This window comes from Geothrix sp. 21YS21S-4 (assembly GCF_030845995.1).
Lineage (GTDB): Bacteria > Acidobacteriota > Holophagae > Holophagales > Holophagaceae > Geothrix.
This window is the reverse complement of the sequence record NZ_CP132719.1, coordinates 2,724,712-2,750,288: the sequence shown is the minus strand read 5'-3', so window position 1 is coordinate 2,750,288 and position 25,577 is coordinate 2,724,712. Positions and strand designations below refer to the sequence as shown.

Below are 25,577 nucleotides of genomic sequence, written 5' to 3'. Positions count from 1 at the left end.
GGAATCTGGATCGGGCTGCGGAGAGCGCCACCCTACGGGCAGCGAGTCCACAGAAGGGAAAGCTTATCGTTGGAGACCCGCAGGGTCAAGCCGGATTTCTAGGCGAAGCGCTCGGCGAGCTGCCACAGCTCCTGGGCGATGCGCGCGGCGGCCCGGCCATCCACCAGCGCCATGCCGTCCCGCACCTGTTCCTGCCGGTTGTCCTGGCCCTCGGGACCCAGCCACTGCGCCAGCGCCCCGCCCACGATGGCGAGATCCGCCTCGGGGCCCAGCCCCAGATTGAAGCACCCGTTGGCGAGGGCGAGATCGGCCAGGATGCCGTGCTGCCGCTCGTTCTGGCCCCAGGCCGCGACGGGAACGCCCAGGCACAGGGCCTCCGCCAGGGTGACGCCCGCCGAGCACCACAGCGCGTCGAAGTCGGGAATCCGGCGCGTGAGGTCCGGCAGGCCCCGGGCCACGGTGCAGCCGGCGAAGGGCTCTCCCTGGATCCCGTTCGGCGCCAGGAGCGTGCAGGTGCCCCGCCAGCGGTCCTCCGCCACCAGCCGGGCCAGGCTGTCGAAGGCCTTCTGGGCGAGGTTGGGACCGTCGCTTCCGCCGAAGGTGACCAGCAGCTTGTGGACGGCCAGGGGCTGGAGAGGCATCCGCTTGGGACGCAGGTCCAGGGCCGCCTTGTCCACCACGATGAAGCTGGAGCCGCGCAGGACGCGGCAGGTCCCGGAGGTCGTCTCGAAGGGCCGCACCTTCCGGCCGTCCACCACCTTCACCGGATGGTCCGGCCAGTTCACGCCTTCCAGGTAGGGCTGGAACAGGAGGTCGGCGGTCTCGTGGGCGTCGGTGTCGTCCTCCATCACCGCCACCTTCAACGGACGCAGCGCCTCCAGGAAGGCCGCCGTCGTGTCCCACTGGTCCACCAGGACGACGTCCGCGCGGGCCTTGAGATCCGCGGGGAGCGGGGCGTGGGGATCCTCCCCGAGATCGACGGCGTCGCAGGGCAGGGGCTGGTCGAGGAAGGGGTGGGTGCCGCCGCCCACGCGACGGGCGCGCGCGTCGCCGGAAACGGCGATGCAGGCGTGGCCGCCGAGGGCGCGCCAGGCGTCCTGGAGGGCCAGGGCGCGGGCCACATGGCCCAGTCCCAGACGCAGATCGGCGTGGACGCGGAGGAGCAGAAGTGGGGACATGATTCGGAAGTCTAGCCCAGGGCAAGAAGTCGGTGGAAGGAACTTTGGCTTGAAACCCTCAAGGGTAGGGATGGCCCTTGGTAAAACCAGGCTTTGAATTCTCGATGACGGGCGTCGCGGCCACGGGCCACCCGTCGGCGAAGTAGGCTTCCTTGTAGCGGACGTAGCGGGTCCAGATGCTGGCCACCAGTTCCCGCTGCTTGTCGTTGAGCGGCCCCTTCACGGTGGCCGGCCAGCCTGCGACCAGGCTGTGGGGCGGGGCCTGGAAGCCCTCCCGCACGAGGCTCCCTGCGGCCACGAGGCACCCCTCGCCGATCTCGGCGCCGTCCATGATGGTGGTGCTCATCCCGATGAGCGCGTTCTTGCGGATGGTGCAGCCGTGGAGCATCACGTTGTGGGCGATGCTCACCTCCTCCTCGATCAGGAGGGGCCACTTTCCGTTGGTGACGTGGAGCGCGCAGGCGTCCTGGATGTTGGTTCGCGCGCCGATGCGGATCCAGTTCACGTCGCCGCGGATCGCGCAGTTGAACCAGATGCTGGCGTCGTCGCCGATGGTCACGTCGCCCAGGACGAGGGTGCCGTCCGGGATGAACACCCGGTCGCCGATCTGGGGAACCATGCCTTGGAAGGGGCGGATCATGGGAACCTCGGACGCCCATTATTCGGAAAGCGCGGGCCGGAGGGAACCGCGCGTTGCGCTCACCCGACCGTGAGCCAGCCCAGCTTCACGGCGCCCAGTCCCAGCGAACCCACGATCAGCCACAGCAGCAGGCCCTGGAGGAAGGGGCGCGCGCCGACGCTGCGCAGCGCTTCGCGGCTGAGGCCGGCGCCGATGAGGAAGAGGGTGAGGACCAGCGCGCGGCGGGCGGCGGCGGCGACGTAGTGCCCCGGCATGTGGAGGGCCGGGACGAAGGTGACCAGCGCCGCCATCAGCAGGAAACCGGCGATGAACCAGGGCTTCTTCACCGCCGGCGAGCCCGCGGAGACCAGGCTGCTCCGGGCGACGGCCCAGCCGATCCCGAACGTGAGCGGCACGATCCACAGCGCCCGGGCCAGTTTCACGGTGGTGGCCACCTCCAGGGCGCGGGGCCCGTAGGCCAGGCCCGCGCCCACCACAGAGCTGGTGTCGTGGATGGCCAGGGCCGACCACAGGCCGAAGGCGTCCTGGCTCAGTCCCGCCGCCCGGCCCAGGGGCGGGAAGATCACCAGCGCCGCCGCGTTCAGCAGGAACACGGTGGCGAGCGAGATGGAGATGGCCTGATCCCGGGCGCGGAGCACGGGCGCCACGGCGGCGATGGCGCTTCCCCCGCAGATGGCCGTGCCCACGGAGATGAGCAGCCCCGCCTCCCGATCCACCTTCAGGGTCCGCGCCAACCACAGGCCCAAAGCCAGCACCAGCGCGAGGCTGAGAGCGGTGTAGCCCAACCCGTGGAGGCCCGCCTTCGCCACGGCCCGCAGGTTCATGTCCGCGCCCAGGCCCATGACGGCCAGGGGCAGCAGGCGCTGGGTCCAAGTGCGGGTGAAAGCGGGGGCGGGATTGCCGAGGGTGAGCGCCAGGACCGCGCCCCCCACCAGGGCTGCTGCTGCGGGCGTGAACGGCAGGAGAGAGAGGAGCGCCCCCGCGGCGAGCGCGGGTCCAGCGAGTCCCGGGAAGGGCGCGGAAGAGGCCATGGGGTGAGGGTACCCTGATCCCATGACCTCCCAGCTCCTCCCCACCCGGCGCGCGTTTCCGGCGGACGATCCGATCTTCGCCCTGAACGCCGAGGCCATGGCCCGCAGGGCGGGGGGCGGATCCGTGCTCAACGCCACCGTGGGCGCCCTTCTCGACGATGCGGGCCGCCTGGTGGTCCTTGATTCCGTGATGGCCCTGTGGCGCGAACTGACGGAATCCGAAGTCGCTCCCTACGCGCCCATCGCCGGCGATCCGGCCTTTCTGAAGGCCCTTGTCCAGCGGCACTGGCCCCTATTGGAGGGACCCGGCGCCGCCTGCGCCACGCCCGGCGGCAGCGGCGCGCTGGCGCTGTCCCTCCGCAATTTCCTGGAGCCGGGCCAGCGCGTGCTGACCACGGCGCCCCACTGGGGGCCCTACGCCACCCTCGCTTCGGAGAACGGCGTGGGGGTGAGGACCGCGCCCTGGCCTGCGGCGGGAGTGCCGCTGGACGCGGAGGCCTGGCGGACGGCCCTGACGGAACTGGCGCGGACCCAGGGCCGGATCCTGGTCTGGCTGAACGACCCCTGCCACAACCCCACGGGCCGGAGCCTCTCCCGCGAGGACCGCACCGCGCTGGGGGACCTGCTCCGCGAGGCCGCTGCGGCGGTGCCGGTGACGCTCCTCCTGGACTTCGCCTACCTGGACTACGCGCGGGATCCCGGAGCGGTGGCCGAGGCCCTGAAGGACTACGCCGCGCTGGGCGGGGAAGGCCAGGTTCTGGTGGGCGCCGCGATGTCCCTTTCCAAATCGTTGACGCTCTACGGGGCCCGGGGCGGAGCGCTGGCGTTCCCGTGGTGCGGGGATCCCGCGCTCCAGGCGGCCCTCACCCAGTCCTGCCGGGGCACCTGGTCCAACTGCGCCCGGGCGCCCCAGGCGCTGGTCGTGCGGCTGGCGCGGGAGGGCAAGGCCCAGGCGCGGCTGGCCGCCGAGCATCGCCACTGGTCGGACATCCTGGCGATGCGGGCGGATGCCCTTGATGGGGCCCTGGCGGCGGAGGGGCTGGCGCCGCTCCGGTGGGAAGGCGGGTTCTTCGTCCTGGCTTCCGTTTCGAACCCCGAAGCCGTCTGCGCCCGGCTCAAAACGGAAGGCGTGTTCACCGTGCCCCTGCCCGAGGGGCTGCGGGTGGGGCTCTGCGGAATGAGGGCGGATGAGGCCTCGCGCTTCGCCGCCGCGCTCCGGAAGGCGTCCACGCTCTGATTCCGGCTTGGAATGGCGGGAGGCATGGGGTATCCTGATCGACCGCGGGCGTATAACTCAGCGGTAGAGTGCTACCTTCACACGGTAGAAGTCCCAGGTTCGAATCCTGGTACGCCCACCACCCAAGGCCCTGATCGCGATCGGGGCCTTTCTTCTGCCAGACCACATCCCTCCGGGAGTTCCCCATGCCCTTCATCAACGCCACCCAGGTTCGCGCCGGGATGATCGTCAACTTCGAAGGCGAGCTGTGCCGCGTCATCAGCGTCGAGCACCAGACCCCCGGCAACCTCCCGGCCCGGGTGGTGGTGAAGATGAAGCGCCTGAAGGACGGGATCAACCGCGAGAACCGCTTCGGCAGCGCGGACAAGGTGGACAAGGCCAGCCTCGAGCAGCACATGCTGGAGTACCTGTACGAGGACGGCGACCATCTCGTGTTCATGAACAACGAGACCTACGAGCAGATGGAGATCAACAAGGACGTCCTGGGCGACGACCTGGTGTTCCTCCAGCCCAACATGCAGTGCGAGATCGAGTTCTACGAGGGCACGCCCCTGTCCATCACCGTGCCGGGGAACGTCGTCCTGGAGATCCTGGAGACGGATCCCGTGATGAAGAACGCCAACGCCACGGGCTCCTACAAGCCCGCCAAGCTGGAGAACGGCATCACCGTGGGCGTGCCCCCCTACATGGAGAGCGGCGAGCGGATCCGGGTGAACACCGTGGACCGGACCTTCATGGAGCGGGTCAAGTAACCTCGCCATCCCCTGAAATGAATCCATTCCGGACCCCGGTAGGCAGATGCCGCCGGGGTCTTGTTCTATGCGAATTTCGACGTAAGAAATTCCAAGCCTCGCGGTAAGATTCTGTCGCCCGGTCTTGGGATGCGTGACCGGGATCACACTCACGATGAAAGTGTGCGATAACTGAATCAATGCCTGGTGGAGCCCCATGCCGCAAGCTGTCCTTAACCTGAGACGGATCGAGTTCCTGGCGGGCCTGCCGATGAACGCCGCGGAGGAACTGGCCAGCATCGCCGAGCTGCGGCGCTTCCCCGACGGCGCCCGGGTCTATACCCAGGGCGACCAGGTCCCCGGCGTCTACGTGGTGGTGAAGGGCGGCCTCAAGGTCTTCCGCACCGATGGCCGCGGGCGGGTGCAGGTCCTCCAGTTCCTCAAGGTGGGGGATTGCGTGGGCGAGGTGCCGGTCTTCGACAGCGCCTCCATCGCCTCCAGCGCCGAATCCCATGGCGAGACGGAGTGCTGGCTGATCCCCGCGGCGCCGCTCCGCCAGATCGTCCACCGCCATCCCGAAGTGGCCGAGATGCTGATCCAGCACTTCGCCGCCAAGGTCCGCCACCTCGTCACCCTGGTGGAGACCCTCAGCCTGCACAGCGTCCCCGAGCGCGTGGCCCAGCTGCTGCTGGAGGCCCACGAGTCGAACCCCATGCGCTCCATCGTGGAGTTCCAGGAGACCCAGGAGGACCTGGCCCAGTGCATCGGCGCCAGCCGCGAGGCCTTCAGCCGCGCCCTGCGCCTGCTGACGGACCTGGGCCTGATCCAGAGCACCTTCCCCGTGGTGCGGATCCTCGATCTGGGCAAGCTGCAGCGCTACGCCAAGGGCTGAGCGCCGCTACAGGATCGAGATCCAGCGGGTCTCCTCGCTGGCCGCGAGGCCGCCCGGCTCGATCCACGCGCAGGCATCGGCCTGCGCCAGCGTGATGAGGTCGGCGGAGCCCTTGCTCGGGAGAGGGTGAAGGTTGTCCCCTTCCCGGCGGCAGGGCTGGAGCAGGGGCCGGATCCCCGCGTTGGACACCGCCGCGGCCAGGCGTCCCCGCCGCCAGGGGTCGGGACGCCTGCGGCCCGCCAGGCGGGCCAGGGCCAGCGGGAGGAATAGGCGGGCGTTGAGGTAGGCGGACCCGGGATTGCCCGGCAGCCCCAGGACGAGCAGGTCTCCCAGAAGGGCGGCCAGCATGGGCTTTCCCGGCCGCAGGCGGATCCGATGGAAGAGGACGTCGGCGCCCAGGTCCCGCAGGACCGCCGGGAGATGGTCGCGCGCGCCCATGCTCACCCCGCCGGAGGTGATCAGGATGCGGATCCCCTTGGGATTCTGGAGGGCCGTCGCCAGCGCGAGCGGATCGTCCGGAAGGGCGGGCCACCGTTCGACCTCGGCGCCCAACCCATGGGCCAGGGCGGCCAGCATGGGGCCGTTGGCGTCCCGGATCTGGTGGGGTCGCGGGTCGGCGGTCAGTTCATCGCCCGTGGACGCCACCGCCACGCGGATCCGTCGGAGCGCCGCGTAAGGCTGGCCGACCCAGGCTTCGAGGCCCGTCCGCACCGCGGTCACTGGGCTCCCCATGGGAAGGATCACTTCGCCAGCGAGGGCCTGGCTGCCCCGGCGCCGGATGTGGTCCCCCGGGGCCGGATCCACCAGGGGGCGAAGGAAGCCACCTTCTTCCGTGAGCTGCTCCACTGGCACCACGGCATCCGCGCCGGGCGGAAGGGCGGCGCCGGTCATGATGCGGACGGCCGAGCCCGGAACCACGGGACAGATGGTCGGATCGTCGCCCGCGAACAGGGTGCCCGTCAGCCGGCGGGGCGTGCTTCCCTCGGCCGCCCGCAGCGCCGCGCCGTCCATGGTGGCCAGATCGAGGGCGGGGTCGTCGCGATCCGCCCGCAGTTCCGGAAACGCGGGCGCCGGGAGGGCCTCCCACAGGCGGGCCAGGGCTTCGTCCAGGGGAAGCAGGTCGCCGGTGTCGCAGCTCAGGGACATGGGCGAAGGATACCCGCGAGGAGGTGACGAGAGAAAAGGAGCGCGAAATCCGGATTTCGGCTCAGGGCCGCATGCCGGGCTGGCGGCCCTTGGATTCCTTCTGGTGGCGCAGGTCCATTAACTGGAGGTCCCGGATGGTGGCCTCGGTCATGGAGGCCGCGACCTGGGCCTTCACCGCGGCCCAGGCGTCGTGCAGGGGGCAGGGATGGTCGCCGCCGCAGGTGGGAAAGCCCATGATGCAGCCTTCCATGGAATTGGGGCCTTCCAAGGCGGCCACCACCTGGCCCACGGTGATCCGGTGGGCCGCCCGGGTCAGGCGGAAGCCGCCCTTGGGGCCCCGGACGGATTCCAGGATCTCCGCCTGCACCAGCCCCTGGAGGATCTTCGCCAGGTAGGGCCCCGGCAGCTCCAGGCTGGCCGCCAGATCCTTCGCCAAGCAGAAGCTCCCGTCCTCGGGAAGGGCGGCGAGGGCGCGCAGGGCGTAACCGGTGGCGGTGGAGAACAGCATTCGGAATATTACTTCCGATTTGAAGGCCCCAGGGTCGTATTCCGGAGTGCAGCCCTCAGATGTGATCGAAATCAGAGCAGGGCGCCCCACAGCAGCAGCACGCCCACGGCGCTGAGCCCGCCCTCCCGCCAGCCCAGGACGCGGGCCGGCGGCGGCGCGGAGGCGACGATCGCGCGGAGGTAGAGAACCCCCGTCCAGCCGGTCCACATCAACCCCGCCCATCCGGAGGGCGCCACGAAGAGGGCCGAAGCCGCGAGCAACCCCGCGTGAAGGAGATGGACCGGCAGGCGCCGGCGCCCCAGTTCCTTCGGCGGCAAACCATGGGCGCGGCCGAGAAGGTGGCGGACGTGGGCCAGGTTGGCGCCCCCCGTCAGCGCGACGAGCAGCCAGATCCGGAAGGTCTCCGCCGAGGAGGCGCCGCCGGCCACCACCAGTGCGGCGGCGAGGGCGGCGAAGGCGGCCTGGGCGGCCAGCTCGACCGGCAGAGAACGGGCGGCGCGCTGGAGATCCGCCCGAAGCGCCACCAGGACGAGCGGCGTCGCACAGGCGAGGGGAATCAGGAATCTTGGGCCTGAAATTGAGAGCGCGGCCATTCCGAGGATGCCAGCGAGGCTTCCTTCGAGCAGGAGCGCCCGGAGCTGCGCCGGATCCCTGGGTCCGCGGAGCACCTTTCGAAGGGGCGTGCGGGCGAGGAACGCCGCGAGGGCCCCCAGCCCCAGGCAGCCTCCGCCCCAGCTGGGCCGCAGCAGGAGGCCCAGGACGAGCGGGAACCCGAGCATGAACCAGCTCCCGTGCTCGACGGGGAGGAGGGTGCGCCAGGGGGGGAGGATGCGGGACATTTCGGTCCTAAGTGGTCCGAAATAGAGTCTGACTCCAAATGGCGGCGCGGGCCATGCGCGGAATCACAACTCCGCGGCGATGACGCGCAGGCCCTCCAGCGCTTCTTCCATGGTCAGGAACACGGGCAGGCCGGCCTCGCGCAGGCCCTGGCGGTAGGCGTCGTAGATGGCGCCCCCCTCCACCGCGACGCCCAGCCACTTGCCGCTCTCCCGGGCCGCCTTGGCCAGATCCGCGGCGAAGGGGCCGAAGGCCGCCGGGTCGGCAGTCCCCAGGCGCCGGGTGAGGGGCACCAGGCCCACCACCACGGCATCGGCCTCGGAGGCCAGCAGCAGCCGGGCGCCCGCCAGGTAGGCGGCCTCGTCGGCCATGGGCGTGAGGTCCAGGGGGAGGCGGGCGCTCACCAGACCCGTCAGGCCATGGCGCTCGATGGTTTCCGCCAGGGCCGAGGTCTCGGCTTCCGTCAGGCGGGAGCCCCGGAACGGGCCGTCCAGCAGGTCCGCGGAGGCCACGGACTCGAATCCGGCGTTGGTCATGATGGCCACGCGGCGCGGCGTGCCCTCGGCATAGGCGCCCAACCAGGAGAGAGCCGCGTCGAAGGCTTCGATGCGCTCGGCGAGCATGGCTCCCGCGCGGCGCAGCACGCTGGCCTGGAGCGCGTGGTCCCCAGCCAGGGCGCCCGTGTGGCTGCTTGCGGCGGCCATGCCCTCCTGACTGCGCCCGCCCTTGTACAGGAGCACGCGGCGGCCCGCGGCCCGCAGGCGGGCGGTGGCTTGGGCCGTGGCCTTCAGGTCGCCGGGGGCGAAGCCTTCCAGGTAGGCCCCCACGACCTTCACGGCGGGATCCGAGCCGAAGCCGTCCAGGAAATCCGAACAGCGCAGATCCATCTGGTTTCCCACCGCCACGGCGGCGCGGAGGCCCAGCTCCGGGCGACGGCTCAGGCGGGTGATGAGGAAGGCGCCGCTCTGGCTCACCAGCGCCGCGTGGCCGGGCCGCGGCCGGAGGGGCAGCTTCTCGTCGGGAATGAAGAGGGTGTTGAGGTCCAGGTCCGGACTGTAGAGGCCCAGGCCGTTGGGGCCCACCAGCGCGGGCGTCCACTTGCCGGCGCGACGGTGCGCCTCCAGGCAGGCCACCAGCCGCTTGCCCAGGCCCTCGGTGTCGGCCCCGTCGCCCAGGCCCCCGGCCACCACGTAGACGACGGTGGCGCCGCCGCCCTGGCGGCACAGCTGCTCGACCATCTCCAGCGTCTGGACCGCGGGCAGAGACACGATGAGCTGATCCGTGGGCGCCGCGGCCAGATCGGCGACGGAGCCCAGGCAGGGCAGCCCCAGGAACTCCGGCGCGCCGGGCTTGATGAGACGGAGGGCGCCCTCGGGGAGGGAGGACCGCCGGACGTTTTCCAGGATGATGCGGCCCACGGTCCCTTCGCGGCTGGAGACCCCGGCGATCACGAGGTCGCGGGGCGCCACCAGGGCGCGGTACCAGGCCGGGTCCGGCGCGGCGGGAGGTTCGGAAGGCGCCGCGTCGAGGGTGCCCACGCCGTCCAGGGCCGTGGGCAGGCCGTCGGCGTCCAGGACCACGGGATTCAGCTCCAGCAGGGTGACGCCCTCGCGACCGAGGCCTTCCGCTGCTTTCCAGAGGCCTCGGAGGAAGGCGAGCAGCTTCGTCTCGTCCGTGAGCGCTTCCGTCCCGCGCTGGCGGCCCAGCCATGTGCGGCCTAGCCAGTGCTCCCGCAGGTCCGCGAGGGCCTGCTCGGGCGTGCACAGGGCGAGGGGCCAGATCAGGGGCGGCGCCAGGGCCGCCCAGGCATCGGCCTGGAGGCCGCCGATCCCGCAGACCGCCAGCCAGCCGGCTTCGGGATCGCGCTTGAGGGAGACGAGGGCTTCCGTGGGCAGTCCGGAGAGGCGCTTGAAGGCGACCTTCTCGCACACGAGGCCGCCGATCCAGGGGTGGCCCGCCACGCGCTGGCGCATGGCCGCGGCTTCCGCCCGGAGCGCGTCGGCGTCGAAGGCCCCGAAGTGGACGGCGCCCTTGTCCGACTTGTGCCAGAGCTGGTCGGCGATTCCCTTCAGCACGATGGGTTCGCCGGGCGCGAAGGGCAGCGATCCCCCTTCGAGGAACCCGTGGCGGGGCACCCGCAGGCCCGCGGCGGCGAGCAGGCCGTAGGCCCGCTCCTCGTGGAGGAATCCCGTCGTTTCGGTCATGTCAGGCTCCCACCGGTTCCTGGATGAAGCCGCGGCCGGCGGCGAAGGCTTCGAGGTTCTTTTCGGCGACGCGGGGGCCCTTGGACTCGAAGCGCTGGGCGATGACCTCGCGCCAGACCTCTTCCTCCACGGGCAGGAACCGCGAGGCCATCCCCAGCAGGGCCATGCCCCCGGCCTGGCGATGGTTGAGCCGCCGCGCCAGGTCCTCGGTATCCAGGAGATGGGCGCCCGGAACGGCCTTGAGGGCGGCGTACACGTCGTCCAGAGGCGGGTAGCCCTCCATGTTCACTTCGGGCTCTTCCGAGACCACGAGGTGGCCGTCGACGCGCAGCATGGCCACGTAGCGCAGCGCCTCCAGGGGCTCCAGGGCGATGAGCAGGTCCGCGCAGCCCTCGTCGATGATCGGCGAGCTGAGCGGCGTGTCGGCGTAGCAGACCTGGGCGTGGACGCTGCCGCCCCGCTGGCTCATGCCGTGGATCTCGGACTGGAGGGCGTGGAGTCCGCTGCGGCGCAGGGCCTCCAGCAGGATCTGGGCGAGGGAGAGCACCCCCTGGCCCCCCACGCCGGAAAGGACGATGCCGTGGATTCGGGAAGCGTTCATGAGCAGGCCTCCGTGGTGCAGCGCTCGCGTTCCTGCCGGTCGTGCTCCTTCAGGACGCCCCGGCGGATGGACTGGATGCATTCCCGCCGGAACACCACCACCGACGGCCCGGGATGGCGCAGGGCGGCTTCCATGGCCAGGACGTTGGCGTCGTGCTGCTTGGGGACGGGCAGGAGCACCCGGACGTGGTCCTCGGAGATGCCGAGGCCCTTCACCAGGCGCTCCACCTGGTCCAGGGCCTGGCTGGGCTGTTGGCCGGTCATCCCCACCACGCGGTTGTCGAGGATCATCACCGTAACGTTGGCGCCGGCGTCCGCCGCCGTCAGGAGGGCGGGCAGTCCGCTGTGGCCGAAGGTGGAATCGCCGATGACCGCCACGGAGGGCGTCTGCCCCGCCAGGGCGGCGCCCACGGCCATGCTGATGCTGGCGCCCATCTCGACCACAGCGTGGATGGCGCCCATGGGCTCCTGGGCGGCCAGGGTGTAGCACCCGATGTCGCCGAAGACGCGGGTCTCGGGCACGCCCAGGTTGGCCAGGGCCTGCTGGAGGGCCTCGTAGGCGTCCACGTGCCCGCAGCCGTCGCAGAACCGCGGGGCGCGCACGGGAAGATCCAAGCCCGCAGCGGCCTTGCCTTGGGGCGAGGCCAGGCCCAGAGCGTCCTTCAGGAGGCGCGGGGACAGCTCGCCGGTCCGCGGGAGGGAACCGTCCAACCGGCCGTGAACCTGGGCGCCCCGCAGGAGGAAGTGCTCTTCCAGGACCGGATAGTCCTCCTCGAAGACCACGACCTCGTCCACCTGGGCGAGAAAGGCCTGTTCGAGGGCGGGATCCAGGGGATAGGCGGCCACTTCCAGGCGGGGCAGGGCGGCAAGTTCCGGATGTTCCAGGAGCAGTTGAAGGAAATAGGCCCGACCCATGCCCGCGGCGGCCACGCCGCGGCGGGAGGCGCCCGGAACCACATGGTTCAGGGAGGCCACTTCCTCCTTCAGGCGGGGCTGCTTGGCCAGCAGGTCCACGTAGCGGCGACGGGCGTTGGAGGGGATGAGCACCCAGTCCTGGATGGCGCCCTTGGGCACGAGCCCCAGTCCCATGGGAGCCAAGGTCTCCCGCCGGGCGAGGGGCGCCCGGCAATGGGCCAGGCGGGTCACCACCCGCAGCATCACGGGCAACTGGAGGGCTTCCGACAGCTCGAAGGCGCGGAAGGTGAGGTCGTAGCACTCCTGGACCGTGCTCGGTTCGAGGCAAGGGAGCCAGGCGAATTCGGCCAGGCGGCGGCTGTCCTGCTCGTTCTGGCTGCTGTGCATCCCCGGATCGTCCGCCACCAGGAGCACCAGCCCGCCCCGGACGCCTGTGAGGGCCGAATTGGCGTAGGCGTCCATGGCCACGTTCAGCCCGACGTGCTTCATGGTCACCAGGCTGCGGAAACCCGCGTAGCTCATCCCCAGCGCCAGGTCGTAGGCGACCTTCTCGTTGGAGGCCCACTGGGACACCCGGCCTTCGGGCTGGGCGCGGATCATCGCCTCGACGAATTCGAACCCTTCCGTGGACGGCGTGCCCGGATAGCCGAACGCGCCCTTGATGCCGGCATCGAAGGCGGCGCATCCCACCGCCTCCACCCCCAGCGCGAGGGTGCTGTGAGCCATGAAGACCTCCACGCATGTCAGGCGACCAGTGTCCCCGGCGTCCTCCGTGTCTGGGATCACACGCCGGTAGCGGCGCGCGGGCTGTGTCCTTTGTCACAATGGTAAAAAAACGGCCAAAAACCTTCGAGCAGCCTCTGGTTTCAGTGGCGCCGGTCACAAGTTTGTGTTTTTTGATTTTTTTGTCTTTGACAACAGATGGTTTTTATGACGGTTTTTTGACAAGGAGTCATTTTTTAATTGATCTATTTTCAATTTTTAGAAATGCAACGAAAATGTCACAAAGATGTTTTCGGGTCGATCTATACTATTATTTGGTAATACAGGAAAAGACATTTGCTCTCTTGAGGTGGGCTGAGTTCGGGCCTAGTGTCGTTCCTGACACGAGCATCGGCTTAGTCCCGGTGCGATGGTCAGACCCCGAGAAGCCCCCGCCGCCGCACGAAGTCCGAATGAGGGGCCTGAATGTCACAGGGCAGAGAACATTCGTCACAGAACGGCCATCACACCGCCCCCTTCGAACCATGAGGCGAATCATGAAACGACGCACCCATGTGGCCCTGCTCGCCACCTTGATGTCCGCCGCGGCCTGGGGCCAGGAGGTGAGTGTCTACGGCACCACCATGGCCCAGATGTGGAAGCAGGAGACTCCGGGTTTCGACAAGGCCACCTACACGCCGGCCACGCAGTACCTGGGGATCGACGCCACCAAGCTGGGGACCGACAAGTTGTCCCTGCACCTCTTCGGATGGGGGCGCACCGACCTCTCCGATGCCAGCTCCTATGACGGCTCGAAGGGTGCGGGCTACCTCAGCTACGGCTACCTCCAGTACCGCTTCGACCAGGCGAACGCCGAGATCAAGGCGGGGCGCTTCACCGCCAACCAGACCACCGGCTTCGAGCAGGTGGACGGCGTCAGCGCCCGCACCGACCTGCGCGGCGGCTTCTCCATCTCGGCCTTCGGCGGCCGCCCCGTCTACTACAAGACGGTGGATCCCCGGACCCAGAGCGACTACGAGTACCAGCGCGACTTCATCTTCGGGAGCCGCCTGGCCTGGCGCGCCTCGCAGTTCGGCGAGATCGGCCTCTCCTACCTTCAGGACGGCACCAAGGCGGCCAAGGATCTGGATATCCCCTCCGCCACGGACTACACCCGCAAGCAGGTGGGCGTCGACGTCCTGATCGCCCCCACCTCCCTCTTCCAGCTGCGCGGCAAGACGGTGTTCGACGTGGCCAGCCACGCGCCGCTCGTCACCGGGCAGGATCCCTCCCGCATCGCGGAGCACGACTACACCGCCACCGTGAAGCTGGGCAGCCAGGTCAGCGTTTCGGGGAACTACGCTGAGCGGAACTTCTTCGCCTACTTCGCGGGCACGAACCTTCCCTCGCTCTTCCGGCAGGACGAGAACGACACCTTCAAGGGCTGGGGCGGCAGCGTCACCTGGACGGCGAGCGACGTGATGCAGATGCTGGCCGATTACCGCCACATGCACCGCGACACCTTCGGCGACGCCAACCGTACGGGCGGCGAGATCCGCTGGAGCCTGAACGAGAAGACGCTCCTGATTGGCGTCGGAGGTCACTGGGTCAACGCCGGGAACGCGATCTTCGTGGATCCCGCGGCGCCTTCCCGCAGCCTGTCCCACAAGGAGGGCCGCGCCTGGGTGATGTGGACCAAGGGCAAGTTCACCGGCAGCTTCGACGGCATCCTCCAGCGCTACGAGAGCAACAATCCGTACCTGGCCGGCATCCGGAGCGTCTACGAAATGGTGGGTTCGCTGGGCTACCAGGCGACCTCGAACGTGAAGGTCTCCGGCGACGTGAGCTACGGGAGCACCCCCTTGGCGAAGCACGAGACGCGGGGACTGTTGCGCGCCGAGTACCGATTCGGCATGGCTAGGAAGGGAGGTCAGTGATGGCCCGGAAATCCGTCTTCAAGCTCTTCGGCGCGGCCCTGGGCCTCGGCTTCCTGATGGCCTGCAGCCTCATCTCTCCCGAGACGAGCTTCGCCCCCACGCACCCCCAGGAGCTGACCGCGGGCCGTCCCATGTGCACCGAGTGCCACAGCACCGACGTGGCCAAGGGCGCCCTAAAGCCGTATGCCTCCTTCGACCACACCGCGACCTTCGTGAAGGACCACCGCGTCCAGGCCCGGCAGGACGCCAACACCTGCGCCTCCTGCCACGCCCAGTCCTTCTGCACCGATTGCCATGCCGGGAAGGCGCCCATGAAGCCCTCCATCCGGCTCAGCGACCGGCCGGACCGCGACACGCCGCACCGGGGGGACTACCTGACCCTCCACCGGATGGAAGGAAAGATGGATCCCTCCAGCTGCTACACCTGCCACGGCCGCGCCAACAACGACAAGTGCCGGGCGTGCCACCGGTAGGAACCTGCCCAAGCCTCGAAGGGGAATGACATGAATAAAGCCAAGCTGGGGATGGGAACCTGTTTCGCGGTGGCCCTCGCCCTTCTTTCCTGGGGATGCAGCGGAAGCGCCGGCAAGGCGGCGCCGCAGAATCCCGCCGGCCAGCATCCGGCCAATTGGCAGCAGACCCACTGGGCGGAATACGTCAAGACGCCCGACCAGTGCCGCTCCTGCCACGGTTCCACCTCCAACCCCGACGCCGCGGGCGGAATCTCCAAGGTGAGCTGCTACACCTGCCACGCCAATGGCGTGGACCATCCCGCGGGCTGGTCCGCTCCCGCCCAGCATGGCCGGATGGGTGCCCAGCTGGCTCCCAACGCCGCGGATCCCAAGGCGATGGCGGGCTTCGCCCACTGCGCCAAGTGCCACGGCTCCAACTACGACAACGGTCTCACGGTTTCCTGCCGCAGCTGCCACACCAAGGCGCCCCACCCGGACCGCCCCTGGACCGGGTCCACCCTCGTCTCGCCCAGCCACGTCAACACCGATCCGGGCAATGCCCCCGAGTGCTTCAAGTGCCACGCGACGGGCGCCAACTCCACCCTGAAGCCGGCCACGCCCGCCCCCGCCGGCACCCAGCCCGGCTGCTTCAACGCCACCATGTGCCACGGCCGCACCATTTCCTGAGGCCCCGTCCCCTCCGCCCTCTCCCGATTTTCGGAGAGGGCGGAGGCGCGTCGGCCCCAACTTACCCCGACCTCTCAACCCCCCCAGCTTCACCCCCCGAACAAGGAGACTGAAACATGAAGCACCCACCCCTCAAACAGCTCTGCGGGCTTCTCGCCACCGCAGCCGTCGCCCTGGTGCTGATCGGCTGTAACGGCAAGTCCGGGCAGAACGGCCTGAATGGAAAGGACGGCGTCAACGGGACCAATGGCACCAATGGGACCAATGGCACCAACGCCGTCATCACCGTCAACGCCGCTCAGATGACCCCCGACCAGTGGGGCCAGACCACCTTCAAGAGCACGATCACCAGCGCCGCCGTCGTCACCGGCAAGCCGGTCGTGAACTTCACGGTCACCGACGGCAACGGCACCCCCGTTGTCGGCCTGGGCTTTACCAGCAAGAGCAGCACCGCTTTGGCCGCCAGCTACAACAATCTGGCCTTCTCCATCGCGAAGCTGGTGCCCGGAACCAACGGCAGCCCCAGCAAGTGGGTCAGCTACATCGTGACCACGATGCCCGCGAGCGCGAGCGCCACCGCTTCGCCCACCCGTCCCTCGACGGACAACACCGGCACCCTGGTGGACAATGGCGACGGCAGCTACAAGTACACGTTCTACCGCGACATCAGCGCGGTCCAGGCGTTCCTTGACGCTCAGACCTACACCGGCACCAACACCAAGGCCGACCTGGGCGACGTCACTTACCAGGCCGCCCTCACCCACCGCGTGACCATCCAGATCGCCGGCAACGCCCGCGGCACCAGCACCAACACCGCCGACGGTTCCAACAGCGGCGTGACCGCGGTGACCGTCAAGACCCCCGCCAACGCGTGGTATGACTTCGTTCCCGCCACCGGCAAGGCCGCGGTCGCCGGCACCGACGAACTGCGCAACGTCGTCGACACCGCCGCCTGCAACCGCTGCCACACCAAGTTCGAATCCTTCCACGGCGGCGCCCGCATCAACGCCGAGTACTGCGTCGTGTGCCACACCGACCAGCGCAAGTACGGCTATGCGGAAGCCACCACCACCAGCACCGGCTACGACGCCACCGCCGGCCAGCGCAAGATCGGCGGCATGGCCGTGGGCGACTTCCCCGCGTTCATCCACAAGCTGCACGCCGGCGAAGAGCTGACCAAGACGGGCTACAACTACGCCAACGTCTACTTCAATGAGACCACCTATCCCCAGGATCTCCGCAACTGCGTGATGTGCCACACCGCCACCGTTGCGGCCACTCCCCAGGGCGACAACTGGAACACGAAGCCCAGCCGCATGGCTTGCGGCGCCTGCCATGACGCCATCAACTGGGCGACGGGTGCCAACCATGCCGGTGGTGCCGCCACCTCCGACGTCAACTGCGCTTCCTGCCACGGCTCCGCCGGCATCAAGCTGGTGCACGTCCCCGTGGTCAAGCCGGATGCGAACAATTCCTGGCTGGTGAACGGCGGCAACGCCAACACCAACGCTTCCTATGTGGCCGGCTACACCGGAAACCTGCCTCCGGGCGCCGTGAAGCCCACCTGGGACTTCAAGAGCGTGACCCTGAACGCCAGCCAGCAGCCGGTGTTCGTGTTCCGTTTCCTTCTGGATGGCACCGCTGCGACCTTCAACGCGGCTCCCGCCGCCGCTGACGCCAGCGTGGAACTGCTTCCCAATTTCGTGGGCGGCCCCAGCGTCTACCTGACCTTTGCGGTTCCTCAGGACGGCATCGCCAAGCCTGCGGATTGGAACGCCACGGTGAGCGGCTACGTCCGCAACATCTGGAACAAGACGGCTGCCACGGGCACGACCGGCGGCACCATGACTGGCCCCGATGCGAGCGGCTACTACACGCTCACCCTGACCGGCGTGAAGATTCCCACCACCGCTACGATGATGACGGGTGGCATCGGCTACACCTACGGCATCGGCACCATCGCCGCCGCCACGAACACCCAGCCCCTGACCCAGACCAATGTGGCCGGCTACGCCTACATTCCCAAGACGACCACGCTGGGAACCGGACAGGGCGGCCTGAGTGTTCCCGCGCCCAACGTTTACAAGCTCATCAGCGGAACCCTGCCCACCGGCTTCGCCGCCCAGGCGACCCGCCGCACCATCGTCAGCAATGACAAGTGCAACGACTGCCACGCCACCCTCGGCGTCTTCACCGGCAAGGTGTACCACGCTGGCCAGCGCAACGACGCGCCGACCTGTTCCTTCTGCCACAACGTCAACCGCGTCAACAGCGGTTGGGGTGTGAACATCAAGGATGCGGTCCACGCGATCCACGCCGCCGGCAAGCGGGTGAACAAGTTCTCGTGGGAAGTCTCCGCGGGCGACACCTACTGGGAAGTCACCTACCCCGCCATCCTGAACAACTGCGAAGCCTGCCACGTGTCCGGCTCGTACGACTTCAGCAACAGCACCAACGCGGCGGCTCTGCCCAACCTGCTGTCCACAACCGTGGCCACCGGCACCACCCCCGCCACGATCAACTACGTGAAGGGCGATGGCACGGATGTCGTCCCCGGCACCTACTACTCCCCCTTCGTGACCGCCAACACGGCGTACGGTAATGGCTTCGCGACCAACTTCGCCACTGCCAGCACCACGCCCTACACTGACGCGGTCGGTACGACCCTGATCAGCACCCCGATCACGGCGGCGTGCTCTTCCTGCCACGACTCGCAGTCCGCCCTCGCCCACATGAAGGGCAATGGCGGTGCCTTCTACGAGGCTCGCACCACGGCCCTGGCCAAGGTCGAGCAGTGCATGATCTGCCACGGCACCGGCAAGACCGCGGACATCAAGACCGTCCACATGAACTTCAAGTAATGGATTCCGGAAGGCGGCTTGCCGCCTTCCGGACGCAGTACCAGACGACCCGGGTGCTCTGCAGCCGGGTCGTCTGCTTTTCAGAAGTGGGCTGAGCGATTGACGCCCACTCACTGCAAAATCGACAATGACCGTCGAGGCAAGGAGTGAACGTGAAGAAGGGACTGGTTCCGATCCTTTTGGTGGTCCTGCTTGGCGGAGGGGGCGGAATCCACGCCCAGGAGCCGGATCCGGACATCAAGCCCGCACCCAAGGTCTCCCGGGAGGCTCAGGCCAAGGCGAAGGCCCGGGCTGCCAAGATCCAGGCCAAGGCGAAAGCCAAGGCCGCCCGCGACGCCAAGCGGGTGGACGTCAACACCGCCACGAGGGATCAGTTGAAGGCGATCCCGGGTCTTCCCGAGGCCTACGTGGACAAGATCATCACGGGCCGACCCTACCTGACCAAGGCCCACCTGGTCACGAATCAGGTTCTTCCAGAAGGAATCTATCTGGCGATCAAGGATCGCCTCGTGGTCCGCCAGGCACCCACGAAGCCCTGACCTCGTCTCGCCCTGCAGTCCGCCCGGAGGTCTTCCTCCGGGCTTTTTTGTGCTTTCTGAGAGAGGTCCCGCGCAGTGGAAAAGGTCACAACTTTGTCGCGCCGGGGAACCTTCGCGATGGACGTTCCTTCCTTCATCTTCCGAATCGCATCTATGGAACCACGATCAATTGAACTATCGGTCAAGATGTTGCTCCAAACAATTCGTTTAGACAGGCAATTTTGTAGCTGTTCTTGTGGAGCATCCAGGAATGTTGTGTTTCGTCATATCCACCTTTGAGGTGATCAAAGAGGGGGCTATAGTTTGGGTGATTTCTGACGTAGACATCGCTTTATCCCATCGGCTTCACCCAACCCCCCACAGCTTCACCCCTTCACGGGAGACGAATCCATGCAACACAAGCCCCTCAAACAGCTTTGCAGCCTTCTCGCCACCGCAGCCATCGCGCTGGCGCTGGTGGGCTGCAATGGCAAAAACGGAAGCAGCGGCCAGAACGGGAAGGACGGAATCAACGGCACCAACGGGACCAATGGAACCAACGGGACCAATGGAACCAACGTTCCCAGCGTCGTGAATGCGGCTCAGCTCACCCCTGACCAGTGGGCGGAACTCAAGCCCACCGTCACGGTCACGGGCGCCACCATGGGTACCGCTCCGGTGGTGAATTTCCGGATCACGGATCCCACGACGGGCCTGGGCGTCAAGGGCCTCGGCGCCTTTACGGCCAAGGCTTCCACCGCCACGGTGGCGAGCTACCCCAACCTGAGCTTCGCCATCGCCAAGCTCGTCCCGGAAGACGCCACCACGAAGGCCCCCAGCAAGTGGGTCAGCTACATCGTGACCACGGTCCCCACCACGACTGCGGCTTCGGCTCCCACCCGTCCCACCACCGACAACACCGGCACCCTGGTGGACAACGGCGACGGCACCTACAAGTACACCTTCTACCGCGACATCACCAAGGTTCAGGCCGCCCTCGACGCGATGACCTACACCGGGAACAACGTCAAGGCTGACCTGGGTGACGTTACCTACGCCCCGACCCTGGTTCACCGTGTGACGATCCAGATGTCCGGCGCCGCCCGCGGCACGGGCAGCAATACGTCGGATGCGGTCACGGTGGCCACCGCCGTCAACATGAAGAATCCCGTCAACGCCATCTACGACTTCGTGCCCTCCACGGGCGCTGCGGTGACCGCTACCACGGACATCCGCGACGTGGTCGCCATCCAGAACTGCAACGAGTGCCACGACAAGCTCGCCTTCCACGGCGGCGGTCGGGTCGAAGTTCGCTACTGCGCGGTCTGCCACACCGACCAGCGGAAGTACGGCTACGCCGAAGCGACTGCCGGCACCACCACCACCTACACCGGCAGCACCAACAAGCTCAACGGCGGCGCGGCAGGCGATCTGACCGCTCTCGCCCACCGCATCCACATGGGCGCGGAGCTGACCAAGACGGGCTACAACTACGCCAACGTCAAGTTTGAGACCCTCGGTTACTCGATCCTGGACGGCGGACAGCGCCTTTGCGCCAAGTGCCATGACGGCGTGGCTCAGGCCCAGAACTGGAACCTCAAGCCCAGCCGTCTTGCCTGCGGCACCTGCCACGACGCGGTGAACTTCGCCACCGGCGCGAACCATATGCCCGGCACCGACGTGCCCCTGGCGGACGACAAGGCCTGCGCCATCTGCCACGATTCCGCGGCGATCAAGACCTACCACCTGACCCAGAACGTGACGACCCACAATCCGACGGTCGCGACCGGCCTGGCCAATTTCACCTACGAACTCAACACCGCCACCCAGACCACCTCGGGCGGCCCTGTGACTGTGAAGTTCCGGATCATGAAGTCCGTCAACGGAGCCACCGCCGCTCCCGTGACCTTCCTGGCCGCCGCTTCCGGGCTGACCAACCCCCTGACCGGCTTCACGGGAGGCCCCAGCTTCCAGCTGGCCTGGACCATGATGCAGGACAACGTTGCCACTCCCGCAGACTTCAACAACTTGCTGACCGACAACGGCGCGCCCTCCGCTGCTAACTTCCAGCCCCGCACGGTCTCCATCGCCAACCTGCTGGACACCACGAAGGCCACCTCGGTCGGCACGCTCTCGGGCCCTGACGCCAGCGGCTACTACACCGCGAACATCGTGGGTGGCAACTATCTCTTCCCGGTGGGCGCCAAGATGCGCACCGTGGGTCTCCAGGGGTACTTCACCCAGACGACCGCCCCGGCTTCGACTACCGCCGCCATTGCTCGCCATGCCATTTCCGTGGTGAAGACGGTCGGCAGCGACACCACCCGCCGCGTCGTCATCGACAACAAGAAGTGCGCGAACTGCCATGAGTGGTTCGAAGGTCACGGCGGCAACCGGAACTATGACATCCAGATCTGCGTCCAGTGCCACGTCCCCGGTCTCACCACCAGCGGCAAGGGCATGACCGACGCCGGCCTGGAGGCCTATCGCACGGCCGCCACCACCTTCACCGCGAAGGATCTGGCGAGCCTCTCCTCCTGGGGCATCACCATCCCCAACCCCGTGGTCGCCGGTTCCAACTTCGCGCTGGCCTTCCCCCAGACCACCAACAACCTGAAGGACATGATCCACGGGATCCACGCCGGCAAGGACCGCACGACCCCCATCAAGATCGTGCGCGATCGGACGCCGAGTGCCGTCAACATCATCAACGGCGCCAACATCGGCTTCCCCGGCATCCTGAACAACTGCCAGAGCTGCCACACCAGCACCGGCTACGCCAGTGTTCCCACCAACGCCCTCGCCACCCGCGAGGAAGCGATCAACACCTCCGGCAACACCACCACCGCGCTGGCTAAGGCTGCGCTGGGCCTGATCAACACCACCGACAAGATGATCACGCCCTACACCGCCGCCTGCGTCACCTGCCACGACAGCAGCGCTGCCCAGGCTCACATGGTCACCAACGGTGGCCAGATCAAGGTGAACCGCAGTGCCCTGAACGTCGCAGGCGAAGCTTGCGCCGTCTGCCACGGCTCGGGCTCACAGTACGACGTCACGGTCGTCCACAAGTAGGAACCAGCTTAGGGAGGCTGGAACTTCTCAGCTTCCCTCATAGAAGACGACCCGGGTACGTGACCGTATCCGGGTCGTTTCCATGTTTACCTTTTCAAGGATTCCGGTCAGACCGGGGCCCTTTTCGGAGGCCTTCCATGCACATCCGCACCATCCGGGCGTCCCTGGCCACGGCGATCCTTCTGCTGGGCGCCGCTGCGGCGGTGGCCGCCGAGGGCAAGCCTGCCCCCAAGCCGACCTTGAGCGCGCCGGTGAAGAGCAAGTTGAAGCCGGTGGACATCAACAGCGCTGCCAAGAACGAGCTGGGCTTCATGCTCCATATTCCCGAGGATCTCGCGGCCAAGATCATTGCCGGCCGTCCCTACCGGACCAAGGCCCAACTCCTCACCCGAGGCATCGTCTCGGCGGACGTCTATGCCCAGATCAAGGACAAGGTCATCGCCAAGCAGTCAGGTCCGGTCCGCTAGGCCGCTCCCCTTCCATCACTTCGGGATCAGATCCATGAGAAAACTGTTCGAGTTCCTCGCATCCCTGAAACTGGCGGTCATCCTGCTCGTCCTGCTGCTGGTGGGGCTGTCGGTGGGGACCATCGTCGAGACCCGGTCGGGTGTGGAGGAGGCGGGGCGCCTCGTCTACTACGCGTGGTGGTTCCTCGGTCTCCAGGGCCTCTTCGCCATCAACCTCGCCATGTCGCTGGCCGACCTCTTCCCCTGGAACCAGCGGCGGATCGGGTTCGTGGTGACGCACGCTTCGCTGATCCTCATCTTCGTCGGGGCGGCGGTCACCTACTTCTTCAAGGTGGAGGGGAACCTCAGCCTGTGGGAGGGGCAGAGCGGATCGGTGATCGAGCACCACGTCCACACCGCCGGCGAGCACCGGGAGAGCGAGACGGTGACGCGCCACCAGCTTCCGTTTACGGTGAAGCTGGACGACTTCGTCCTGGATACCTATCCCGGCACCATGCGGCCCGCGGGCTTCTCCAGCCAGGTCCAGATCACGGATTCCGAAACGGGGAAGACCTTCCCCGCGAAGATCTGGATGAATCACGAGTTCCACTACCGCGGTTATGCGCTGTTCCAGTCCAGCTACCAGCAGGAGGAGGGCCGCGAAGCGACTGTTTTGGCCGTGTCCAAGGATCCGGGCCAGCTCATCGTGTTCGCGGGCTACATCACCCTCATCCTGGGGATGCTGATCGTCCTGTTCACCCGCATTTCCCAGAGCCGCGCGCGCGCCGCCCTGGAAGCGTCCATCACCGCCGCGAACGCGGGGCGGGGCGCGCTCCTGGCACTTCTCGCGGTCGCGGGGCTCGGGCTTCACGGAGCGGCGCCCTCGCCCGACGCCCTCCGGCGGCTCCCCGTCCAGCACGACGGTCGGGTGATGCCCCTCGACACGCTGGCCCGGGATATGGTGTGGACCGTCACCGGCTCCTCCACGTGGAAGGGGCAGGACCCCGTGGCGACCATGATGGGCTGGATGTTCGAGCCCAATACCGGCGCCGAGGCCCCGATGATCCAGGTGGGCTCCAAGGCGCTGGTGAAGGCCCTGGACCTGCCGGCCGGCACCACGCACGCCTCCTTCGTCCAGCTGGTGCGGAACCCCAAGTTGGGGGCCCTCCTCCGGGCGGCGCAGATGGCCGAGATGGAGCAGCGGCCGCTTCAGGGAGAGCTGCAGGACGTCCGCAAGCTCGAGTCGCGCCTTCGGGCCATGCAGTCCATCGGGCTCAACCAGGGCGTGCGCCCCATGCCCGTATCGCCGGATCCCCATGCCCGTTGGGCCGTCTATCCCGGCCCGCCCGCTGATGGCCTCGTCCAGCTCGCCCAGGGGCCGCGCCTCGAAGGCTGGCCCTCCGCCGCGGCGATGGACCGGGAAGTGTTCTACAACCGCCTGAACCCCGTCCGGCTGGCCTGGATCGTCCTCCTGGCCTCCCTGGCCGCCTCCGTGGTGGCCTGGAAGCGGCAGAGCGCCGCGCTCGACCGGGTGGCCCTGGGGCTCCTGGCCGCCGGGTTCGCCGTGATGACCTGGGGCATCGCCCTGCGCTGGCAGGTGGGGGGTCGCATCCCCGCAGCCAACATGTACGAGTCGATGCTGTTCCTGGCCTGGGGCGTGGGGCTCTTCGCGCTGGTGGCCTACGCGCTGCTGAAGAACCGGATGGTGGTCCTCAACGCCGCGGTGATGGCCACGCTGACCATGGCCCTCACCGACCTGCTGCCCATCGACCGCCTCATCCATCCTATCGCGCCGGTGCTGGCGGGGACGCCGTGGCTGGCCATCCACGTGCCCATCATCATGGTGGGCTACGCGGTGCTGGCCCTGGGCCTGGTGGTGGCGCACATGCAGGTGGGCGCGACCATCTTCGCCCCGCGGCGGGTGGAGCTGGTGGACCGGATGTACGACCTCCTCTACTGGTACATGTTCGTGGGCTCCATCTTCCTCATCGCCGGCATCATCACCGGCTCCATGTGGGCGGCGTCCTCGTGGGGGCGCTACTGGGGGTGGGATCCCAAGGAAGTGTGGTCCCTGGTGGCCTTCCTGGCCTACATGGCCATCCTGCACGCCAAGCTGGACCGGATGATCGGCAAGTTCGGAGTGGCGGCCATCAGCATCCTGGCCTTCCAGACCATCGTGATGACCTACCTGGGCGTGAACTTCGTCCTGACCACGGGGATGCACTCCTACGGGATGGGCGATTCCCCCGTGGTGAAGTGGATGATCATCGTGGCCCTGGCGGAAATCGCCTTCCTGGGTTGGGGCCTCTGGGCCCACCGCCGGAATCCTGCCGTAGCGGAATGAGTCTTTCCCCGACTGTGAAAAGCCCCCTTTATCGGGGGCTTTTTCCTGTATTTACTTGGATTTCGGGCCGTGATGCAGATCACAAGGATGGTTGACTCGTTAGATTACCGGATGATCCTCATTGAGGGAGGCGCGCTGGATCCACCTCCCGGAGGTGCGCCGTGCTCCCCTTGTCCCAGACCACCGGTTACGCGCTGCGAGCGATGCGTTGCTTCCAGGAGCCGGGCGGCCAGCCCGTTTTGGTGGAGGCCGTGGCGGACTATACGGGGATTCCCCGCTCCTACCTCTCCAAGCTGGTGCACAAGCTGGCGAAGAAGGGCCTGGTGACGGCCCGCCGCGGCCACCACGGCGGGGTGGTGCTGGCCAAGCCTTCCCGGGAGATCACCCTGGAGGACCTGTCAGAGGCCATCGACGGCGTCAATTGGCGGGACCGGTGCATGGTGGGGCTGTCCGGCTGCACGGACGAGACGCCGTGCGTCCTCCACGAGTTCTGGAAGGAGACCCTCACCTCGATCCTGGCGCGCCTCCGCGCCGTGACCGTGGCGGACATGGCGCGCCATCAGGATCCCGGCGTGGAGCGCTTCCGCGCCGACCACGGCTTCCGCTGAAGGACGGTCCCGAAAGAAAGCGGGGGCG

21 protein-coding genes and 1 tRNA gene are annotated in these 25,577 nt (G+C 67.8%); 13 read left to right on the top strand and 9 right to left on the bottom strand.

All coding sequences use genetic code 11. The features are described 5' to 3' along the window. Positions 1-98: 98 nt before the first annotated feature. From RAH39_RS12520 to RAH39_RS12510, 3 genes are read right to left on the bottom strand one after another with little or no spacing between them, the layout of a single operon-like run. Entirely contained in the window at positions 99-1,178 is a 1,080-nt protein-coding gene (locus RAH39_RS12520; protein WP_306590460.1) for a hypothetical protein, read from the bottom strand. 58 nt (positions 1,179-1,236) lie between these two features. Continuing rightward, positions 1,237-1,818: a gamma carbonic anhydrase family protein gene (locus RAH39_RS12515; RefSeq protein ID WP_306590459.1), complete on the bottom strand. Its 582-nt coding sequence runs from the start codon at positions 1,816-1,818 to the stop codon at positions 1,237-1,239. A gap of 59 nt (positions 1,819-1,877) precedes the next feature. Further along, positions 1,878-2,849 (bottom strand): YeiH family protein, encoded by a 972-nt coding sequence (locus tag RAH39_RS12510; protein WP_306590458.1) that lies wholly within the window; start codon positions 2,847-2,849, stop codon positions 1,878-1,880. A gap of 22 nt (positions 2,850-2,871) precedes the next feature. Between RAH39_RS12510 and RAH39_RS12505 the strand changes: the two genes are divergently transcribed. The 4 genes from RAH39_RS12505 (at position 2,872) to RAH39_RS12490 (ending at position 5,709) form a co-directional block, all read left to right on the top strand. Further along, positions 2,872-4,086 carry a pyridoxal phosphate-dependent aminotransferase gene (locus tag RAH39_RS12505; protein WP_306590457.1) on the top strand — a complete coding sequence of 405 codons (1,215 nt, stop codon included), beginning with the start codon at positions 2,872-2,874 and terminating at the stop codon, positions 4,084-4,086. A gap of 46 nt (positions 4,087-4,132) precedes the next feature. Continuing rightward, positions 4,133-4,207: transfer RNA gene (locus tag RAH39_RS12500), tRNA-Val, on the top strand. 64 nt (positions 4,208-4,271) lie between these two features. Continuing rightward, complete coding sequence (efp, locus tag RAH39_RS12495; RefSeq protein ID WP_306590456.1) at positions 4,272-4,838, top strand: elongation factor P; 567 nt, start codon at positions 4,272-4,274, stop codon at positions 4,836-4,838. A gap of 196 nt (positions 4,839-5,034) precedes the next feature. After that, positions 5,035-5,709, top strand: coding sequence for a Crp/Fnr family transcriptional regulator (locus tag RAH39_RS12490; RefSeq protein ID WP_306590455.1), 675 nt, complete (start codon positions 5,035-5,037; stop codon positions 5,707-5,709). A gap of 6 nt (positions 5,710-5,715) precedes the next feature. Here RAH39_RS12490 and RAH39_RS12485 read toward each other — a convergent pair whose 3' ends face one another. The 6 genes from RAH39_RS12485 to RAH39_RS12460 form a co-directional block, all read right to left on the bottom strand. Next, positions 5,716-6,855, bottom strand: coding sequence for a molybdopterin molybdotransferase MoeA (locus RAH39_RS12485; protein ID WP_306590454.1), 1,140 nt, complete (start codon positions 6,853-6,855; stop codon positions 5,716-5,718). Positions 6,856-6,916: 61 nt separating this feature from the next. Then, positions 6,917-7,363: an RrF2 family transcriptional regulator gene (locus RAH39_RS12480; RefSeq protein ID WP_306590453.1), complete on the bottom strand. Its 447-nt coding sequence runs from the start codon at positions 7,361-7,363 to the stop codon at positions 6,917-6,919. Positions 7,364-7,434: 71 nt separating this feature from the next. Then, entirely contained in the window at positions 7,435-8,202 is a 768-nt protein-coding gene (locus tag RAH39_RS12475; protein ID WP_306590452.1) for a YwiC-like family protein, read from the bottom strand. 63 nt (positions 8,203-8,265) lie between these two features. Continuing rightward, positions 8,266-10,404, bottom strand: coding sequence for an acetate--CoA ligase family protein (locus RAH39_RS12470; RefSeq protein ID WP_306590451.1), 2,139 nt, complete (start codon positions 10,402-10,404; stop codon positions 8,266-8,268). Between the two features lies 1 nt (position 10,405). Next, complete coding sequence (locus RAH39_RS12465; RefSeq protein ID WP_306590450.1) at positions 10,406-11,005, bottom strand: indolepyruvate oxidoreductase subunit beta; 600 nt, start codon at positions 11,003-11,005, stop codon at positions 10,406-10,408. Next, on the bottom strand, positions 11,002-12,645 hold the full coding sequence (locus tag RAH39_RS12460; protein WP_306590449.1) for a thiamine pyrophosphate-dependent enzyme: 1,644 nt from the start codon (positions 12,643-12,645) through the stop codon (positions 11,002-11,004). The genes RAH39_RS12465 and RAH39_RS12460 overlap by 4 nt, the downstream gene beginning before the upstream one ends. Positions 12,646-13,178: 533 nt before the next feature. Here RAH39_RS12460 and RAH39_RS12455 point away from each other — a divergent pair. The 9 genes from RAH39_RS12455 (at position 13,179) to RAH39_RS12415 (ending at position 25,549) form a co-directional block, all read left to right on the top strand. Then, complete coding sequence (locus RAH39_RS12455; protein WP_306590448.1) at positions 13,179-14,558, top strand: hypothetical protein; 1,380 nt, start codon at positions 13,179-13,181, stop codon at positions 14,556-14,558. Continuing rightward, the gene (locus RAH39_RS12450) at positions 14,558-15,031 is read left to right on the top strand and encodes a hypothetical protein (RefSeq protein WP_306590447.1); all 474 of its coding nucleotides are present in this window, start codon (positions 14,558-14,560) and stop codon (positions 15,029-15,031) included. Before RAH39_RS12455 ends, RAH39_RS12450 begins: the two co-directional genes overlap by 1 nt. A gap of 30 nt (positions 15,032-15,061) precedes the next feature. Then, a complete protein-coding gene (locus tag RAH39_RS12445; protein WP_306590446.1) occupies positions 15,062-15,697 on the top strand; it encodes a hypothetical protein in 636 nt (211 codons plus the stop codon). Between the two features lie 116 nt (positions 15,698-15,813). Continuing rightward, entirely contained in the window at positions 15,814-18,558 is a 2,745-nt protein-coding gene (locus RAH39_RS12440; RefSeq protein ID WP_306590445.1) for an OmcA/MtrC family decaheme c-type cytochrome, read from the top strand. 152 nt (positions 18,559-18,710) lie between these two features. Next, positions 18,711-19,097, top strand: a complete 387-nt coding sequence (locus RAH39_RS12435; RefSeq protein WP_306590444.1) for a ComEA family DNA-binding protein — start codon at positions 18,711-18,713, stop codon at positions 19,095-19,097. A gap of 390 nt (positions 19,098-19,487) precedes the next feature. Further along, entirely contained in the window at positions 19,488-22,151 is a 2,664-nt protein-coding gene (locus RAH39_RS12430) for an OmcA/MtrC family decaheme c-type cytochrome (RefSeq protein WP_306590443.1), read from the top strand. A 137-nt stretch (positions 22,152-22,288) separates the two neighbouring features. Next, entirely contained in the window at positions 22,289-22,618 is a 330-nt protein-coding gene (locus RAH39_RS12425; protein ID WP_306590442.1) for a ComEA family DNA-binding protein, read from the top strand. Positions 22,619-22,652: 34 nt separating this feature from the next. Then, positions 22,653-24,941, top strand: coding sequence for a cytochrome c biogenesis protein CcsA (gene ccsA, locus RAH39_RS12420; RefSeq protein ID WP_306590441.1), 2,289 nt, complete (start codon positions 22,653-22,655; stop codon positions 24,939-24,941). 161 nt (positions 24,942-25,102) lie between these two features. Beyond that, entirely contained in the window at positions 25,103-25,549 is a 447-nt protein-coding gene (locus tag RAH39_RS12415) for an RrF2 family transcriptional regulator (protein WP_306590440.1), read from the top strand. Positions 25,550-25,577: the final 28 nt, after the last annotated feature.

Bases quoted from the DNA above. Each gene is read 5' to 3' on its own strand.
- RAH39_RS12520 (WP_306590460.1), bottom strand. From the start codon at position 1,178: ATGTCCCCACTTCTGCTCCTCCGCGTCCACGCCGATCTGCGTCTGGGA.
- RAH39_RS12515 (WP_306590459.1), bottom strand. From the start codon at position 1,818: ATGATCCGCCCCTTCCAAGGCATGGTTCCCCAGATCGGCGACCGGGTG.
- RAH39_RS12510 (WP_306590458.1), bottom strand. From the start codon at position 2,849: ATGGCCTCTTCCGCGCCCTTCCCGGGACTCGCTGGACCCGCGCTCGCC.
- RAH39_RS12505 (WP_306590457.1), top strand. From the start codon at position 2,872: ATGACCTCCCAGCTCCTCCCCACCCGGCGCGCGTTTCCGGCGGACGAT.
- efp (WP_306590456.1), top strand. From the start codon at position 4,272: ATGCCCTTCATCAACGCCACCCAGGTTCGCGCCGGGATGATCGTCAAC.
- RAH39_RS12490 (WP_306590455.1), top strand. From the start codon at position 5,035: ATGCCGCAAGCTGTCCTTAACCTGAGACGGATCGAGTTCCTGGCGGGC.
- RAH39_RS12485 (WP_306590454.1), bottom strand. From the start codon at position 6,855: ATGTCCCTGAGCTGCGACACCGGCGACCTGCTTCCCCTGGACGAAGCC.
- RAH39_RS12480 (WP_306590453.1), bottom strand. From the start codon at position 7,363: ATGCTGTTCTCCACCGCCACCGGTTACGCCCTGCGCGCCCTCGCCGCC.
- RAH39_RS12475 (WP_306590452.1), bottom strand. From the start codon at position 8,202: ATGTCCCGCATCCTCCCCCCCTGGCGCACCCTCCTCCCCGTCGAGCAC.
- RAH39_RS12470 (WP_306590451.1), bottom strand. From the start codon at position 10,404: ATGACCGAAACGACGGGATTCCTCCACGAGGAGCGGGCCTACGGCCTG.
- RAH39_RS12465 (WP_306590450.1), bottom strand. From the start codon at position 11,005: ATGAACGCTTCCCGAATCCACGGCATCGTCCTTTCCGGCGTGGGGGGC.
- RAH39_RS12460 (WP_306590449.1), bottom strand. From the start codon at position 12,645: ATGGCTCACAGCACCCTCGCGCTGGGGGTGGAGGCGGTGGGATGCGCC.
- RAH39_RS12455 (WP_306590448.1), top strand. From the start codon at position 13,179: ATGAAACGACGCACCCATGTGGCCCTGCTCGCCACCTTGATGTCCGCC.
- RAH39_RS12450 (WP_306590447.1), top strand. From the start codon at position 14,558: ATGGCCCGGAAATCCGTCTTCAAGCTCTTCGGCGCGGCCCTGGGCCTC.
- RAH39_RS12445 (WP_306590446.1), top strand. From the start codon at position 15,062: ATGAATAAAGCCAAGCTGGGGATGGGAACCTGTTTCGCGGTGGCCCTC.
- RAH39_RS12440 (WP_306590445.1), top strand. From the start codon at position 15,814: ATGAAGCACCCACCCCTCAAACAGCTCTGCGGGCTTCTCGCCACCGCA.
- RAH39_RS12430 (WP_306590443.1), top strand. From the start codon at position 19,488: ATGCAACACAAGCCCCTCAAACAGCTTTGCAGCCTTCTCGCCACCGCA.
- RAH39_RS12425 (WP_306590442.1), top strand. From the start codon at position 22,289: ATGCACATCCGCACCATCCGGGCGTCCCTGGCCACGGCGATCCTTCTG.
- ccsA (WP_306590441.1), top strand. From the start codon at position 22,653: ATGAGAAAACTGTTCGAGTTCCTCGCATCCCTGAAACTGGCGGTCATC.